Below are 17,011 nucleotides of genomic sequence, written 5' to 3'. Positions count from 1 at the left end.
CGGGCCAACGCCAGCGTTGTTCAAAATTGCTCCCGGCAATTTTGTCGTATCTAGGGCATGAGATGAACAAGGAGCGCAATCGGCTGGGAAGCTCAATGCAGTAACGCTCAACAGACAACAGCGACAGGGTGCCCAATCCCTCCCTCCTCAGACAAGCAGATAACTTAATCCAGTAAACGCCACCATCCCGGCGATCACGGTGGCAAACAGGCTACGGCTCAAGATCCCCACCAGCGTGGCCACGGCGGCGGCCAGCAATGAAATGCTGATACCGCTGCTATTCAGCGCGGGTTTACCCAGCAGTTCGGCGGTAATAATCGCAGCCATAATGGCGGCGGGGATAAAACTCAGCCACTGTTGAAGAGCGGGCGGCATACGAAATCGTGACAATAGAAGCACCGGCACCACGCGCATTAATGCGGTGACTGCCGCTGAAGCCAGAATCGCGAACAGGATATTACGCTCCATGCTTAGGCTCCTTATTTAAGAAATAACGCAATCCCAACGTGGCTAGCGTTGCCGCGACGGAAGCAGCAACGATGACAATCACGCTGGTATCCGCGTGTCCGGACATCAGCAGAGTAATGATGACGGCGGCGGCAATACTGAATGACTCCAGAAGCTTACGGCGACTGGCAAACCACAGCATGAGTACCAGCCCGATAAACATCGACACCAGGCTAAAGCTTAAGCCTTCCATTAGTGCTGGCGGCAGGGCTGACGCGAGGCCTGCGCCAATCACGCAGGCGATAATCCAGTTCAGCCATGCGGCAACGTTTAAGCCAAACATCCAGGCGAAAGAGACTTTGCTTTGCGGGCTGCCGTGCTGCACCGCCACGCCGAAGGTTTCATCGGTCAGCAGCAGGCCGCTGATGATTTTTTGTAGCGTGGTTTGCTCACGAAAATAGACGCTCATCGCCGAGCTCATCAGCAGATAACGCAGATTCACCAGCAGCACGCTCAGCACCACGGAAAGGGCTTCTGCGCCCGCAGCCCACAGTGAATAGAACAAAAACTGCGCAGAACCCGCGTAGAGTAAGGTCGCCAGTAGGGCAGTTTGTAGGGTAGTAAAACCGGCGAGGGTACCAATCGCACCGGCAGCAAATCCAATACTCCAGTAGCCGGGAATGGTGGGCAGGCAGGCAATGACTCCGGCGCGAAACTCCGATTTGGCTTCACTGCGCGGTGAGGCCGTGGTGTCTGTTAACATCAGTTTTTCCTGTTATTTATTTACTTAATCATAACTTTTGCTTGTCGGCGCTGGAATAGAAAAAACAGGATAAGTGAGGGAATTTCATGGTGTTGTTATTGAGTGAAATATGAAGACAGTTCATGCTTGCAGTTTATCTGACTCCCCCTTTTTTGAATGCAGAGAAATAGCATGTTTAATTAATATTAACTGAATTTATAGTGTTTTTAGCTGCTTTATATTGAGTGTGTTGATTCTATTTACTGTATTTTTATTAACGAGAAGATAATAAATTATCATCATCACAACGTGAAGCTGCGACAAGGGGGAGCTCTTATGATGATTTACGATGTTTTCGGCCGCCACATCGGTGTTCAGCGTGATAATGAGCGCTGGCGGGTCTATCGCGTGGACTTGACCGAAGGCAAGCATTCTAGTCTTGATGGTGTGGTGATCCCTGATTTCATCACCGAGGCCGAGATTCCCGGATGGCTGGATGATATTTACCATGAGGCCGCCACGGCAAGTCATCCGGAGGTTAAGCGGATTCGATAAACAGGCCAAAGAAGAATGCTCGATGGCTGGTCAACCCTGCGCTCGTTTTGCGCGCAGACAGCGAAATGCCCGGGAGTGATGTCTTGTTTACCTAAAAATTAGCGTTGGTCCTCTAGAATGAAATCATCGCTAATCACTATTTTTTGTGAAGGGAAACAGATGAGCCGCGTGTTTTTATCAGGATGGGTCGGCCTTTACGCCGTGTTATGGAGTGTGGCTACTCTCTTTCTGGATCCTGCTGTTCCTTATGACGCCATTGAAGCGCTCAACTGGGCGCAAAACGCGCAATGGGGGTCACCCAAAAATCCGTGGCTGGTAGGCATGGTCTGGCGGCCAGCGCTGTGGTTTTCCTCTACGCCACTGGGCGCTTATTGGTATGTCACCCATTTTGTCGCCATAGCCATCGGCATGATTGGCTGTTGGTCTCTGGCGAAGCAGCTGAGCGGCAGCGAGCGCCTGGCCTGGCTTGCGCTCTTCACGCTGAATCTGTCCGGCCTGATTAACGTCGACATTATTAGCTATAACGATAACTACCTGCTGGTCATGCTCTGGCCATGGATGCTCCTGTTCTTCTATCGGGCAATTGCCCATCATCCTGCGTGGTGGTTAGCATTTGCCATAGCGGCCGGGCTGGGCACAATGGCGAAATACACGACGCTGGCTTTTGTTGGTGCGATATTTATCGCCACATTGGTGGTGCCAAAAATACGTACCTGCTACCGTCAACCGGTTTTCTACCTTGCGCTGGTGGCGGGAATTGCCATTATTGCACCCAATTTACTCTGGCTTTGGCAGCATGATTTTGCGGCTTTTAGCTGGGTGGATTCACAGATTAAGCGCCAGTTTAATCCTGAGATTGTCATCAAGCTGCTGTGCATCTATTACCCGCTGCTGTTTATGGTCTGGATATTACGCCGCAGCAAAATTACGCTGCGGTGGCCTGATGATACCGACAAACGGGTTGTTATCCTGGTTGCCGTATTACCTTTGGCGCCGATTGTGCTGTGGTTTCTGTTTCATTACGGCGGGCGTCTGACCGAGTGGCTGCAGCCATTTTTTATTCTTGCCCCCGCGCTTGTCGTTGCCTGCGTGACCACGCCCGAAGCGCAGCCGGTGAAACGAGCGATGCGTACTCTGATGGGAACGGCGCTGCTGGTTCTGTTGGGTTATGTCACGGTGATGACCCTGAATGTTGATAACGCGGGGCGGAAGATGAGCGGGGTCATTCCATTTAGCCAGCAGATGGAACGGCTATGGCAAGAGCGCTATGGAACGCCGCTGCGTCTGGTGGGGGGGAGGCGTTTAGCTGAGTGGTTAACTTTCTATGCGCCGTCAAAACCCAGAGTGATTACCCCGTGGGATAACGGCACGAAGCCAAATATCTATAACGCGGATATCAGCCTGACCGACATCGAGCATTCTGGGGCGTTGTTAATAGGCTTACCAGATAAAGAATGTACTGCAGCATCGTTTGCCAGCGTCATGGCGAAATGGCCTCAGCTGTCACTGGATGCCATTAGCCAGACGCTTTATCGGGAAGATAGCCAGCAGGAAAGCCAGCGTCTTTGCCTTGGTTTCATCAGGCCAGCTTCGACCACCTCCCGCTAGATAACCCCCATAGCTGATAAGCCATCAAGCGGATATAAGGTGTGACCCGGTGTGGAGGTGGTCAGCGAACGGCTGGCTGCTGCCTGAGTACCAGAGGGCTATTGGCGGCCTGGAGATGCTCGCCCCACGTACGGTGAGAGGGGAAAATAAACGGATCTGGCCGAATGATTGACTGCTCTTGCCAGTAAAACCCTTGGCCGTAATGCGCATTGACCTGCCGCGCCAGACGAAGATCGTCCTCTGTTTCAATACCTTCAATAATTGTCTGTTCACCATAGCGCGACACTTGCGCTATTTGTTCGGCAAGCGCATGCGGATTGTGGCGATACTGATGAAAGTAGGCTCGGTCTATTTTGATGCCGTCGAACTGCCAGCCTAAGGCTGTTACCGCGCTGAAGTCGTGGGCGTGATAGTCATCCAGCCAGATTTCAAATCCGGCCTGGCGCAGCGCATCCAGATTTTTGGCCAGCTGTGTGTATTGCGGGGGGGCTAGCTTAACGAGATTGTGCGGATCCTGTAGTTCAATCACCTGGCGAAAGGATGAATGGCAAAGGGTACGGATATGCTCTTCGCGGATGAGCACGTCTACGGTTAAGTTGATAAACCACTTACCAGGCAGATTTATTTGCGACAGTGACTGCAATTGCCACTCACGCAACGTGAGCAGAACCGACGCGTCATGCTGTGCAAAAAAGAGATCCAACGGGATGTTGGCATGAGGATCGGCCAGCACTTCGTAATAGTCAGTAGGGCGAGGATTAGTCAGCGCAACGATTGGCTGTAATCGAATTTTTTCCATCCGCATTTTGCTTACCCAGTCTCAAGACATTTTCCATCATGGTATGTGATGGGATGCATTTCCAACCACATGTACCGATCGGTGTCAGAAAAATAGTTTTTTATTCTTGTTATTTGCTGATTTTAATGTTTTTATTGATGGTAACTGAGTGGGATATAGTGTTATCAACGTATCTTTGCGATGTAATCTGGTTGATTCATTAATGATTGAGAATAGTGGTCTATCAGAAATACGGGATGTTATTATTACTATCCCGCAATGATAATGCAACATTATTGCTACATATATTATTCCATTATGCCTAAATAATCATCGTTTGTATTTTATTATCAGCGCCTGTCAGAAAAGATAAAGGATTGTCAGTCCGCCTTTATTTGCCTTTTTGTCATTACCACCCCATTTTTTACCTTTTTTGGGGATGCCGTGAGGATATATTGACCATGCTCAATATATCTCATCAGTCATAATCCAGACCGCCTACGATAAATATCGGATAACTCATTAATCCTTTCATTAACTCCTTAACACGGAAATGTCATTTTTTACCTGTTTTTGGTAAATTGTGCCGTCATTTATCATTTTTGTGGTATAAAAATATTACAACTTATAAATTATAAATTTAATGTTTCAAACTTAAGTCTTAGAAAATATTATTCACACTAAGATTTTTCTTAAAATTGATCTGCACTCGGTTTCTATGATTGGCCTCAATTGGTTAGGTAAGTGAACGATGCTTTTGATGCCGTGGAAAAGAGCCTTTAGATATGATATTTACGATTAATGGACAGATTGTTTTTGATTCAGATACAGGAATGCTTGGGTTGATTGATACCTTGGATGAAAGGGTACAGATATCCAATCCGACCAAGAGACTTTTATTACTACTCATACAACATCAAGGAGAGGCGGTTAAGCGAGAGGTTATCTTTAAAAAGGTCTGGGACGACTTCGGTATGATTTCCAGCAACAACAACTTAAATCAGTGTGTGAGTAAACTTCGACGGCTAATTAAAAATTTTGGGCTTGATGATGAAGCTATTGTCACCATCCCCAAAATAGGTTTTATGCTCCATCCGCAGATTGAACTCGAGCGCGGCGCGGATATTATGCTAGTCCCGCATGAGGCTGATGCCAGCATTGATCCTGATCTTGAGTACCCATCGGAGAGTTACCGGCCTGAGCGTACGTTGAAAGAGGGGAAGTCGAGCTTGCTGATACGCTCTAATATCTCACTATTGATATTGCTTATTGCCATTATTGCGCTGGGCGCTGCCATTGGTATTTGGTTTGCGACCAAACCGTTAGAGCGGCGGGAAGTTTTTATTGGTCAAGCGGGAACCTGCAAGTTATTGATGTCTGAAACTTTACTGCAAGATGATAATAGTACGGCGCTAAAATCAGGCGTGCTCAGCTATGCCCAAAGACTGAAACCACAATGTACCAGCGATGAGTATGTTCTGGTGATTAAAAGCCGTACGTTACGGACGTGGAGTCGTGATTTATCACGCCTATATTTTATGCGTTGTGGTACCCTGCGCGACAGTAAATCGGAAGTGTGCTGGAGTATTACCGAACCTGCCTCGGCACCGTAATATTTATTTCTGTACTAAAAACAGTCACCCTAAAAAACCGCGTCAACGATGTTGACGTGGTTTTTTTGCATGCTCATCCCAGGCCACACATTAATGACATTGCGCGTTTAATCCGTTACTAACCACAGCATTAAAGATAATCAATCCAGCAGGTCATGGCTGCATGACCAAAAAAAACGTAACCCTTTATTTAACAATTGATTCTGATGTCGACGGTGGCTGGCTATTTTATGGCCGATGATTGATACGATTTTTGGATAATAAGGTGCGCAATAACGCAGGGTTTCATTAATCACGAGATTGGCTGAGTGTGCGGGAAATTTAAGGTGCTTAAATAGCGCCCACCGGAGAAAGACATTACAAAAGCAACGGTTTTTTATCGAAATAAATAGCTTAAAAAATATTATAGGAGTGAAATAACTAGAATAAAAAACTATAGAACTAACTTTTGATGGTTAATTGTTGTGTGGTTTGGCGAGATGTATATGATTTGTATCAGTGGTAGCGGCAACCTTAGGGTGTTTCTGATAGCGATGAAACGGTGGCCTGACCATGAATACAAACAGCGTGTCTTATAAATTACAGGAAACAGAACCATGAATAACAAATACACCATCGCCATGTTTGTCAGCGTCATGATGGCATCAAGCAGTGCAATGGCTATTTCAGATAACACCATTACTTTTCAGGGCGAAGTCACGGATGAAACGTGTTCAGTAGCCGTCAATGGCAATGGCGCGACGCCGGTCATTTTATTACCCACCGTGAGTACTAAAGACCTGGCGAAAAGCGGGGATACCGCTGGGGATATTACTTTTGATATTGGCGTAGCAGGCTGCACCGGTAACCCATCTACTGAAACCAGTATTTCAACCGTATTTGTGGGTAACCAGGTCACCACCAATGGCAATCTGGGAAATACCGGCACCGCTGGCAACGTTGAAATCCAGCTTCTGGATACCAAAGATGCGGTTATTAATTTGACCGATGGCTACACCGGAAATGGTGATTTAAAACTGGCAGCCGGCGCATCAGAGGCTTCGGCGACTTATACCGCTCAATATTATGCCACCGGATTAGCAACCGCCGGTACGGTAGAAGCGACTTTGCAATACGCAGTGTCTTATCAGTAATTGGCATGGCATGGCGAGAAAATAATCGCCATGCCCTTAATTCGGTAAAGGTGGTATCGATGAAGTCTGCTGCTTTATATGCTCGCCATGTACGGTATGTTATCGGGTTTATTATCGGATTAATGCTTATCCCTTCCGCTTATGCCAGCGTCACTATGCTGGGCAGCCGTGTTATTTATCCATCAACGGCCAGTTCCGTTGATGTTCAGCTTAAAAATAATGACGACTTTCCGTACGTTATTCAGACCTGGTTTGATGACGGTGATGTCGACGCCGGGCCAAATCAGGCCAGCGCGATTCCTTTTGTCGCTACGCCACCCGTTTTCCGTATTCAAGCGAAAAATGGCCAGGTGGTGAGAATTGCAGCAACAGGCAATAAAAAACTGCCTCAGGATCGCGAATCCGTTTATTGGTTCAATATTTTGCAGATTCCCCCTTCGAATCTGGAAGGCACCGAAAAGAAAAACAAAATGCTCGTGATGTTGCGTACACGGGTAAAACTTTTTTATCGCCCAGCGGCGATATCTGCGCCCGTAGAACAATTAAAAAAACTGCAGGTTAAGCTGGTTTGGAATAGCAGACAGGGGCTTGGGGTTGAGATTGCTAACCCGCAGCCGTGGTTTGCATCCGTGACGGACATTGCGCTCACGCTCGGTGGCCAAAAAAGGGCGCTGCATGCGGATATGGTTAGCCCATTTTCACAGCGTACTTTCTGGTTTTCCGCGATCAAAAACAGGCCTAACAGCGGTGGCACGGTGTCGCTCACGGTAGTCAACGATCAGGGGAGCCGAATAAGTGAACATTATGATGTCACGTTACCCTGAATTTAGGATAAGCCTGCTGAGTTCACTGATGGCTATCGGCTGGACGGGAATCGCCCAAGGGAAAGACTATCAATTCGACCCTTCACTGTTCCAGGGGACGCCTTATGACGTCAATTTAGCGCAGTTTGGCAGTGGTCATGTCATGCCTGGCCGCTATCGTGTTGATGTCTATGTCAATAATGCGCTGGTGGTGAGTGGCAGTGATGTGGAGTTTCGCCCCTCAGCACAGAGTGGTAACGCGGAGCCGTGCCTCTCTCGGGAAGTGATGACGGCAGCGCAGTTGAAGTCATTGGCCGGAGATAAGCCCGTTGCAGAGGGAGAGTGCCGACCATTACAAGCATGGACAACCGCTGGCAGCTGGCAATTTGATCAATCGACATTACGCCTTCAGTTATCCATACCGTCGACGGAATTGCTGCGTACGACACGTGGCTACATTCCGCCATCGGAATGGGATGAGGGGATGCTGGCGCTTTTTTTACGCCATAACACCAGCTATACCACTACGGAAAATACCGAGAGCCATTATCGCTACCAGTATTTATGGAGCGGTATTAACAGCGGGCTCAATGTTGGCCTGTGGCAGCTGCGTCACCAGGGCAACCTGCGTTACGTCGATAGCAATATGGGTAATCGCGCTTATCACTATAACGCGGTTCGCACCTGGGTTCAGCGGCCAATTGAACCGCTTAACGGCATGATGTCGCTCGGCGACAGCTACACGGATAGCAGTCTGTTCGGCAGCCTGTCTTTTAATGGCATCAAACTCGCCACCGATGAACGGATGCGGCCGCAAGGTAAGCGCGGCTATGCGCCAGAAATTCGCGGCGTGGCGTCAAGTTCTGCCCGGGTGGTCGTGAAGCAGCTCGGAAAAGTGATCTATGAAACCCAGGTCGCACCGGGGCCTTTTGTGATTGACGATCTCTATAACACCCGCAATCAGGGCGACATTGACGTGGATGTGATTGAGGCCAATGGCAAAATATCGACGTTCACGGTGCCGTATTCCTCGGTGCCCGATTCGGTTCGTCCCGGAAATTGGCATTACGCGGTGGCGGCGGGAAAAGTACGTGATTACTACAGCGTGGATAACGATTTCATTGAGGGTGTTATTCAGCAAGGGGTCAGCAACCAGTTAACCCTCAATTTGGGAACCCGGCAGGCGAAAGACTATCAGGCATGGTTGGCCGGTGGCGTGTGGGCGACATGGCTTGGTGCGGTGGGTATCAATGCCACGTGGTCCAGGGCGCGGGTATTGAATGATCAGCGGGAGCAGGGGTGGCGTGCGGAGACCAGCTACAGCAAAACCTTTTCGTCGGGAACTAACCTGGTGCTGGCGGCCTACCGCTACTCAACCGAAGGATTTCGCGATTTACAGGATGTGCTCGGCGTACGACGGGAAGCGAAAAATGGCATTAGCTATTATTCCGACACCCTGCAACAGCGTAACCGGCTCTCGGCCGCTGTTAGCCAGACTATGGGTGATTGGGGGATGCTGAGTCTTAATGCCAGTACGGCGGATTATTACAATAACCGATCGCGCATCAACCAAATACAGGCCGGCTACAGCAACCAGTGGCGACGTATTAGCTATGGCATCAATATCGCGCGCCAGCGTACCACCTGGGATTACGGCCGGTTCTATAACAATGTGCACGATCAGCCTTCGGACAGCCGTCAGCAAAAATATACCGAAACCACGGTGTCGCTAAACTTTTCGCTGCCGTTGGATTGGGGCAACAGCATGTCGAGCCTGGCCTATAACTACAACCAGTCGAAGCAGAGCCGTTCGTCAACGGTCTCCTTTACGGGGTCAGCGGGAGAGGATCGCGATCTGACCTGGTCGGCCTACGGCGGATATGAGCAGTATCGCCAGGGCGGTAATGCAACCGCGTGGGGCGGTAACGTGCAGAAAAATACCCGCATCGGGGCCTTAAGGGCCAGCTATGACCAGGGAGACAACTATCGCCAGACCGGATTGGGGGCGTCAGGCACCGTGGTGATTCATCCGGGTGGCGTCACTCTTGGGCCGTGGACGAGCGAGACGTTTGCCCTCATTCATGCCGAAGGGGCACAGGGGGCGGTTGTGCAAAACGGCCAGGGGGCGGTGATTGACAGTTTCGGCTACGCGATTTTGCCTGCTTTATCGCCGTATCGAAACAACAACGTCAGCCTGGAAACCCGCCGGATGAGTCGCGACGCGGAATTGATAGGGGGCAGCCAGCGCGTCGTGCCCTACGCGGGAGCCATTGCGCGGGTGAATTTCCAGACCCTGAAAGGGACTGCGGTGCTGATTAACCTGTCCTCCGCTCAAGGTCTAGCCCCGCCAATGGGGGCGGAGGTCCGCACTGCCGAAGGCACGCTCATCGGTATGGTGGGACAGGGTGGGCAAATCTATGCCCGAGTCCCCCATGCATCTGGGGTATTACGCGTGTTGTGGGGCGACGGCGCGCGGCAGAATTGTGTCGTTCGCTATCAAATTACCGGCAAAAACGATACCGATTTGATTCATCTGAATCAGACTTGCGATAGGGAGTAATACGGTGACGATGTTAGTAAAAATACTCATCGCGATGGGTACGTTGTTGTGCATCCTGCCGCTGCAGGCGACCTGTATCAAGGTGACGTCATCTTCATCGTTATCTGCTGCCGCTATTCAGGCCGGATATACGGCAGCAAGTTGGGCAGGGGCCTGTGATACTTGTAATGGTAATATCGGACTACCGGCGGTGATCAGTATTAATAGCGGCAATAATTTCCAGCCCGCAGGAACCTTACTGGCAAGCTCTGTCGGCAATTTTCTGACTGGTGCGACAAACGTCGCTTACTCCAGTAACCAGATTTTGTTCCGCTGCCAGTCTGCTGATGCCGGCAGTTTGTATGAAATGTATGCCACCAACGGCGATAACGCCTATACCGGCATGTATACCGTCTCTGAGGTTGACGGCGCCTATTATGACGTGGCGAAAAACGTGGCGGTGCGTATGACTAACTTGAGTACCGGTGAGTATTACAGCCGCTATTGGAAAGAACGTAAATTAACTGCCGAAAGCTGGTTTGACGATGGCCAGTATATTTATATTCCGGCCAGTGCATTTAGTAACGTGCTGTATGAAATGTATAAAATTAGCGCCACTGTCTATTATGTGTCGGCCAGTAATATGTATAAAGATGCCTACACCCAACCGCGGGGATATATGGCATTTAAAGGTCCCGGACTGGATACCAATAGCCTGAAGGCCGGTATGGATAGCGCCAGTTATTATTATGGCTGGCATCATAATTGGCCTGGCGCATGGAGCACTTATGGCAAGGTCACCTATGTGCGTGGTGCGTTATGTCAGGTGCAGGATTACCCCTCGATGGTCTTTCTGCCTGCCGTCAGTCGCAGCGAGCTTAAAGCGGGCATGAGCAGTCAGGCGCCTTTTTCAGTCAGTATTGAATGTGAGTCTGGGGCGGTGTCATCCACCAAAGCCTCTACCACCTCCTCAGCCAACGTCGCCATGGGCTTTTTGGTTAACCAGCCAACGGCCGTCAGCAGCGCGCAACAGCTTGGTCTGGTGACCAGCGGCGGGGGGCTGACCTGGCTCCTCGATACTCGCTATGGCAGCCCCGGCGTGGCATCAGGCGTCGGGATCCGCATATACAACGGCAATGGCAGTACGATAAACCTGTTGCCGGATAGAGGGAGTTCGGGAACCGGGAATTTGCGCGGCTGGTATGCCTTTAAAGATCTCACCTCGCTGGCAAGCTCGGGGACGACAAATAGCTACCGAGGCGATTTTACGGCGTCGCTTGAGGCGATAACGGGTCAAACGGTTACGGCGGGAACGGTGAATGCACAGCTGCAAGTGGTGGTCAGTTTTCAATAATTATATCGTCGGTGGTTTGCTCTTATTCGTGACAACGCCGGGCCTTGCAGCAGTTAATGTCGACCGTATGCGGGTTATCTTTGCCGCGGATGAACAAGAGCAGACGCTGAACTTGTCCAACGATAGCCGCACGCCGATGTTGCTACAGGTGTGGACGGATAACGGCGATCCGCGAGTGACGCCCGACCAGGTCGTCACCCCGGTCGTGGTATTGCCGCCGTTATTTAAAATGTTGCCCGGCGAAATACGCGCATTACGTCTGGTGCTAACTACCCACAGCGATTTGCCGGATGACAGAGAAAGTGTGTTCTGGCTGAATGTTTTCCAAATGGCACCAATGCTCAGCGATGATTCGTCGCGACAGGAAAAAATCACGCTGCCGCTGCGCCTGCGCTTAAAAGTCTTTGTTCGTCCGCATGATTTGCAGGCGCCGCAGCCTCAGGATGAGAAGGCGTTGCGATTTAGTCTAACAAACGGCGGACTTAATATTATCAACCCGACGGCGTGGCATATGAGCCTCGCCGTTACGTTGCCGGGGCAGCCACCCATCAATAACCTTATGGTTTCCCCGAGAGACGGACTGATGGTACCGCTGGTGGCGCCGGTGCCTTCAGGCAGCATTATCCACTATCGGGTTATTACCGATGATGGCAATTTCCGCGAGTATCAACAGCGCTTGTAATTAGCCTGCGTGCGAGCGTCATCTGTTTTGCGGAGTGATTGCCTTTATCAGCACCTTTATGTTTAGTTAATACGCGGACTTATCTTTATCCCACCATGACTGCGTATTCACAGGAGAAATACTGGTGCCAGAAATCAATGAATTTGGTCAGCAGGTTAACGATCTCGTTCCGGATTGGCGGGGGGCGATTCCCCTCACGCGAGAAGCGCTCAACGGCCACTTCTGTCGGCTGGAACCGCTGGATTCGGGACGTCATGCCAGCGCCTTATTTGATGTTTATTCGCATGGTGATGACAGCGACTGGACTTGGCTTGCCAGTTCGCGACCAGAGAGTCTCGCCGCCACCACGCATTGGGTGACCGGTAAGGTACTGGACGATGCCTTAGTGCCCTACGCGGTTATTGATTTGCAGACGGAGCGTGCGGTTGGGATTGTCAGTTATATGGCTATCGACCAGAAAATGGGGTGTGTCGAAATTGGTCACGTCACCTGGTCGCGAAAAATGAAGGATACGCCGCTGGGAACGGAAGCTATCTGGCTATTGCTGAAGAATGGTTTTGCTCATCACTACCGCCGTCTGGAGTGGAAATGTGATTCCATGAATCTTGCTTCACGTCGTGCCGCCGAGCGTTTGGGTTTTAGCTGGGAAGGGCGTTTACGCAATAAAATGGTCAGAAAAGGACGCACGCGCGACAGCGACATTTTGTCGATCATTAGCGATGAATGGCCAGCGCGCGATGCCGTGCTACAGCGCTGGTTAGCGCCGGATAATTTCGATGAGTACGGGCGGCAGCGTCAGCGATTAGCCGCGTTTCGGTGAATAATGAATCGTGAGTGAGCATTGGCGAATCATCAGCCTTGTCGGTAATCGGATTGGCTGTTAAAACATAAGCCATTCGCCAGAGAATCTCCATCTATCTGGGTGGGATCCGCAATCATATACGCTGAGTAAAACATGACTACACAACAACATTATCCCATCGGCACGCCGGGGATACCCTGGACTGAACGCGAAAAACAGCAGTGGCAGCAGAGCCAGACGCGCTTCAGACGTTATCAAAACGATGTGCTCGATGCTATCCATCAGCTTAATCACGATTATGACATCGTTCAGTACGGTGAACTGCACTATAGCGATGATGTTTACCCATTGATGGCGGTAAAATCTCAGAACTGGGATGACAATCTACCGATCGCCCTCGTCACCGGCGGTGTTCACGGCTATGAAACGAGCGGCGTGCTGGGCGCGTTGCGTTTTTTAGCCGAGTATAAAAACGATTACACGGGGCGGTTAAATCTGCTGGTTGTGCCATGCGTCAGCCCGTGGGCCTATGAACATATCGCCCGCTGGAACTTCGAGGCTATCGACACCAACAGGCAATTCTTCGCTGAAGGTAAAGCACAAGAGTCTCGTTCATTGATGGCCTTCATTGAGCCGTGGCAAGGACGTTTTTTGGTGCATGTCGACCTGCATGAAACGACGGATACCGATGAAAGTGAATTCAGCCCTGCGCTGGCCGCCAGAGATGGAGGGCAGTATGTGCCAGACAGCATCCCCGACGGTTTCTATCTGGTGAGCGATATTCATAATTCCCGCCTCGACTTCCAGAGCGCAATCATCGCGGCGGTGTCAACGGTCACGCACATTGCACCTGCTGACCCTCATGGCAAAATGCTCGGTTTCCCGGTTGTCAGCCCCGGGGTAATTGAATACGACAATCACGCCTACCATCTGTGCTCAACGATGACCGGCGCACCGTTCACAACCACCACCGAAGTCTATCCTGATAGCGCAGAAACCTCGGCAGAAGAGTGTATCGAGGCGCAGGTGGTAACCGTCCGTACAGCGATTGAGTTTGCGTTAGCGAATTGAATTTGCTGTAGAGCGGGAGGGGGGCCCTCAATCGTTTTACTCAGCCAGCGGATAATGTTGTTATGCGACGAAATATCCTTCGACAGGGATATTCTCGCCGCTGGTCATTAGCCGCCAATAATGACCGTAGGGCAGCCAATCGTGATGCTTCCACCGTGGCTGGTGGTGTCACCCATTCTGGCCGCCGGTTTACCGCCAATGAGTACGGTGGCCGAGCCTTTCACAATGGTTGATGGCGGCCCAACGCAGACACAGCTATCCCCAACCACTGCGGCAGGCAAAGAGCCAATTAAAACCGTTGGCACGCTTGGCCCGATAATCGGGCCGCCGACATGTGGAATAGGTGGGAGCCCAGGGGTTGCCATTGGACACATCTGTAGATCCGTAATTCTTGCTGCAAAGGGCATATCACTCCTCCGTTAGTCGCTAATTAATTTTGACCAGGGCACCTTTGACGGTCGTTATTCCCGAACAAGAGAGTTCCGCGGTTGCCGTGCCTTTTAGCGTTAAGCCCGTGTTGGCTTGCGCAGAAACATTTAACCCGGAAATTTTTGCATCACCGGTGGCCTTAACGGTGGTATCGCGAGTGGAGCTAATATTGACGCCCCCTTTGGCTGAAATCGTGACATCTTTGCTACTGGTGATAGCAATACCGTCTTTATCCATGCATATCATATTGTTATTTTGGTCGGCAAGGGTGATTGATTTATTCTTATCGCTGATAACAATAGTATTGCCGTTGGGTGTTTTTAACGTCATGACGCTATTCTCATCGTCAAAAATAATTTTCATTTTACTTTTGGTGACAAGGGTCTTGATATAATTGTCGGATGTTATCTCTTCCGGCATTTTATTTTTGCTGCTATACAGCGAGCCTAGAATAATGGGGTTACTGGGGTCCTGGTTGATACAGCCTACGATCACCTCGTCCCCCACTTCAGGAATGAAGAAGTTGCCAAAACCCGAGGAAGCATAGTAAGAGGACAATCGTGCCCAGATGACATTCGCTTCGCTATTTAGCGTCGGTATCTTTATCTGAATGCGATAGTTTGACTCAGGATCGCCATCTAATTTGGTTACCACCCCGATTTGCAGCCCATCGACTGGCGGCAGGTAACCTGACGCTGGTGGTGCACCAATATCGCGGTGATCCGCTGACCACATTGGAGACATCCCGAGTTCAGCGGTGGTAATCCACTGGCCTTTTTCAATACTGTGGTGAACGCCGCTAACATAATGCGAACCGTTGTAGCGTTCACCCACGCCAGCAAGCTCAATCAGGCTGTTGATAGTCGCGCTGGCGTTTCCCTGGAAAGTGACGCTTCCACGTACTTTACTCAGCATCGCTTTGACCTGTTGTCCATCTGCCCAGCGCGTTAACGAATCGGTACTCAGGGTAGACGCAGTTTGAAGCGTGTAATCGCTAATGCCCAACACTTTTGCCAGCTCACTACTGGTTAAATTCCCTTGTCCTGAGATTGATTGAGCGGGTCCGGTTCCCGTCACCATGCTCTGTTTAGTTGAGTCCCACGCGGTGGCGGTGACGGATTTGAGTTGGTTTCGTGCATCGACTTTTGCAGAAAATGACATCAAATCCGTTCCGTAGGTGACGACAAGCGCTGCTGCATTGCTTATTGCCGGCTTATCAACGGTGACCTTATTCGACTGATTGGTGACGACAAAACCATTTGCCTCTGCTCGGGTAAGAATAAAGTCCCAATCCGTACTATTAAATTGCACCAACTCTGGGTGAGGGTCGGTAATGCTGCCTACGGAGGCGGTGATATTGGGATAATTTGCGAGTAGGGTGCTGATGATTTTGCTGTCGGATTTCGCGAGAAAACATTGACTATGCTTAGCAACCGCCATCGCAACAGCCTGATCTTTACAGACAACGCTAAGTGATGAGCTGTTATTTGCTGCGATTTCTATTCCATGACTAATAATGATACCGTCGAATACGGTTTGTTCATCACTCGCATAGCCAGCAGAAATTGAAATGGTTGATCCCGGCTTGAAGGTATCGGCATCGCTGATATCGAAACGTTGGGTTGGCATATCACCATCGCTAATGGTTATCTCGGCAGTGGCAATATGATTAACTTGGTAATGAATGTGGATAGCGATAACGCCTATTGCGCTATCAATCGCTTTACCGTCGACTTTAATGGTGTAGGTAGTTACACCAGTACTATTATTACTTAATGGAGAAATGGTCATAATTACCCTGATGTCTAAATTAAAGGTGGGAAGTAAATTTTTGTGCCCGGCTTGATCTGTCGGGCACTGACCAGATTATTAGTCCTGGCAACCTCAATATAATAACTGCTTTTATGGTTTTTGATTTAATCGCGAGCTTTTTTATTTCTAATGGCACGGTTATAAGTTCCTTTTCAAATGATGAAGGCAAATTTCAATTTCTTCAATCGCGATGCCATTTTGCATTGAGTTGAAAGGGGCCATTTTCAGCTTGACGGGATAGGCATTAGAAGCCGTCCAGCTTTTACGAGTCGTGCCTTTTTCATCGAGCAGATTGATGGTCACGGCAGTTCGGGCGATGGTGTTCATTTTGATCTTCGAATACCATTCGTAGAACTTGTTATCACCTTTAAAAACACCTTTCTTAAGCGTGACGTTGCCGCTTTTAATTAATCCGGGCATTTTTATTATCGAAAATACCGGGCTATTACCCGCGCGATATGCGATGGGGTGTGCGTCTAAATCAAGTCCTGAAACTTCCTGAAATGCGGACACCATTCCCACACCAGCACTGCCATCCCATTTCACTTCGAAATGGAATTTCGGCATTGGCCATATGGTGTCGGATTGTGCTAAACCATCATCGGCCATGGGAGTCTCCTGAAATGCTATCCACGTTATATTT

16 protein-coding genes are annotated in these 17,011 nt (G+C 49.9%); 10 read left to right on the top strand and 6 right to left on the bottom strand.

The window, feature by feature from the left end:
- Positions 1–147: 147 nt before the first annotated feature.
- A complete protein-coding gene (locus KP80_RS19625; protein ID WP_052285326.1) occupies positions 148–468 on the bottom strand; it encodes an AzlD domain-containing protein in 321 nt (106 codons plus the stop codon).
- Entirely contained in the window at positions 458–1,210 is a 753-nt protein-coding gene (locus KP80_RS19620; protein ID WP_052285325.1) for an AzlC family ABC transporter permease, read from the bottom strand. Before KP80_RS19620 ends, KP80_RS19625 begins: the two co-directional genes overlap by 11 nt.
- A 315-nt stretch (positions 1,211–1,525) precedes the next feature.
- On the opposite strand from KP80_RS19620, the gene KP80_RS19615 reads away from it, so the two are divergent.
- Positions 1,526–1,744, top strand: a complete 219-nt coding sequence (locus KP80_RS19615) for a DUF7661 family protein (RefSeq protein WP_052285324.1) — start codon at positions 1,526–1,528, stop codon at positions 1,742–1,744.
- 159 nt (positions 1,745–1,903) lie between these two features.
- Positions 1,904–3,352, top strand: a complete 1,449-nt coding sequence (locus tag KP80_RS19610; RefSeq protein ID WP_052285323.1) for a glycosyltransferase family 39 protein — start codon at positions 1,904–1,906, stop codon at positions 3,350–3,352.
- Between the two features lie 61 nt (positions 3,353–3,413).
- Here KP80_RS19610 and KP80_RS19605 read toward each other — a convergent pair whose 3' ends face one another.
- Positions 3,414–4,151 carry an EAL domain-containing protein gene (locus tag KP80_RS19605; protein ID WP_052285322.1) on the bottom strand — a complete coding sequence of 246 codons (738 nt, stop codon included), beginning with the start codon at positions 4,149–4,151 and terminating at the stop codon, positions 3,414–3,416.
- Between the two features lie 764 nt (positions 4,152–4,915).
- On the opposite strand from KP80_RS19605, the gene KP80_RS19600 reads away from it, so the two are divergent.
- From KP80_RS19600 to KP80_RS19565, 8 genes are all read left to right on the top strand, one after another.
- On the top strand, positions 4,916–5,743 hold the full coding sequence (locus tag KP80_RS19600; RefSeq protein WP_052285321.1) for a winged helix-turn-helix domain-containing protein: 828 nt from the start codon (positions 4,916–4,918) through the stop codon (positions 5,741–5,743).
- 596 nt (positions 5,744–6,339) lie between these two features.
- Positions 6,340–6,876: a fimbrial protein gene (locus tag KP80_RS19595; RefSeq protein WP_052285320.1), complete on the top strand. Its 537-nt coding sequence runs from the start codon at positions 6,340–6,342 to the stop codon at positions 6,874–6,876.
- 59 nt (positions 6,877–6,935) lie between these two features.
- A complete protein-coding gene (locus KP80_RS19590; RefSeq protein WP_052285319.1) occupies positions 6,936–7,700 on the top strand; it encodes a fimbria/pilus periplasmic chaperone in 765 nt (254 codons plus the stop codon).
- Positions 7,684–10,239, top strand: a complete 2,556-nt coding sequence (locus KP80_RS19585) for a fimbrial outer membrane usher protein (RefSeq protein WP_052285318.1) — start codon at positions 7,684–7,686, stop codon at positions 10,237–10,239. Before KP80_RS19590 ends, KP80_RS19585 begins: the two co-directional genes overlap by 17 nt.
- Positions 10,240–10,261: 22 nt before the next feature.
- Positions 10,262–11,572 carry a fimbrial usher protein StbD gene (stbD, locus tag KP80_RS19580; protein WP_419772966.1) on the top strand — a complete coding sequence of 437 codons (1,311 nt, stop codon included), beginning with the start codon at positions 10,262–10,264 and terminating at the stop codon, positions 11,570–11,572.
- A complete protein-coding gene (locus KP80_RS19575; RefSeq protein ID WP_052285316.1) occupies positions 11,538–12,254 on the top strand; it encodes a fimbrial assembly chaperone in 717 nt (238 codons plus the stop codon). The genes stbD and KP80_RS19575 overlap by 35 nt, the downstream gene beginning before the upstream one ends.
- A 124-nt stretch (positions 12,255–12,378) precedes the next feature.
- Positions 12,379–13,074, top strand: coding sequence for a GNAT family N-acetyltransferase (locus KP80_RS19570; RefSeq protein WP_052285315.1), 696 nt, complete (start codon positions 12,379–12,381; stop codon positions 13,072–13,074).
- Positions 13,075–13,209: 135 nt separating this feature from the next.
- Positions 13,210–14,127, top strand: a complete 918-nt coding sequence (locus KP80_RS19565) for a M14 family metallopeptidase (RefSeq protein WP_052285314.1) — start codon at positions 13,210–13,212, stop codon at positions 14,125–14,127.
- Between the two features lie 107 nt (positions 14,128–14,234).
- Here KP80_RS19565 and KP80_RS19560 read toward each other — a convergent pair whose 3' ends face one another.
- The 3 genes from KP80_RS19560 to KP80_RS19550 all read right to left on the bottom strand — a co-directional run bounded on the left by KP80_RS19560 (position 14,235) and on the right by KP80_RS19550 (position 16,977).
- Positions 14,235–14,534: a PAAR domain-containing protein gene (locus KP80_RS19560; protein WP_052285313.1), complete on the bottom strand. Its 300-nt coding sequence runs from the start codon at positions 14,532–14,534 to the stop codon at positions 14,235–14,237.
- Between the two features lie 19 nt (positions 14,535–14,553).
- Positions 14,554–16,347: a type VI secretion system tip protein VgrG gene (vgrG, locus tag KP80_RS19555; protein ID WP_052285312.1), complete on the bottom strand. Its 1,794-nt coding sequence runs from the start codon at positions 16,345–16,347 to the stop codon at positions 14,554–14,556.
- A 159-nt stretch (positions 16,348–16,506) separates the two neighbouring features.
- On the bottom strand, positions 16,507–16,977 hold the full coding sequence (locus tag KP80_RS19550; protein WP_052285311.1) for a phage tail protein: 471 nt from the start codon (positions 16,975–16,977) through the stop codon (positions 16,507–16,509).
- Between the last annotated feature and the right edge of the window lie 34 nt (positions 16,978–17,011).

The organism is Kluyvera genomosp. 1, assembly GCF_001266615.1.
Lineage (GTDB): Bacteria > Pseudomonadota > Gammaproteobacteria > Enterobacterales > Enterobacteriaceae > Kluyvera > Kluyvera cryocrescens_A.
Note: the sequence above shows the minus strand (reverse complement) of the source record. Positions and strands in the feature narration are given on the sequence as shown.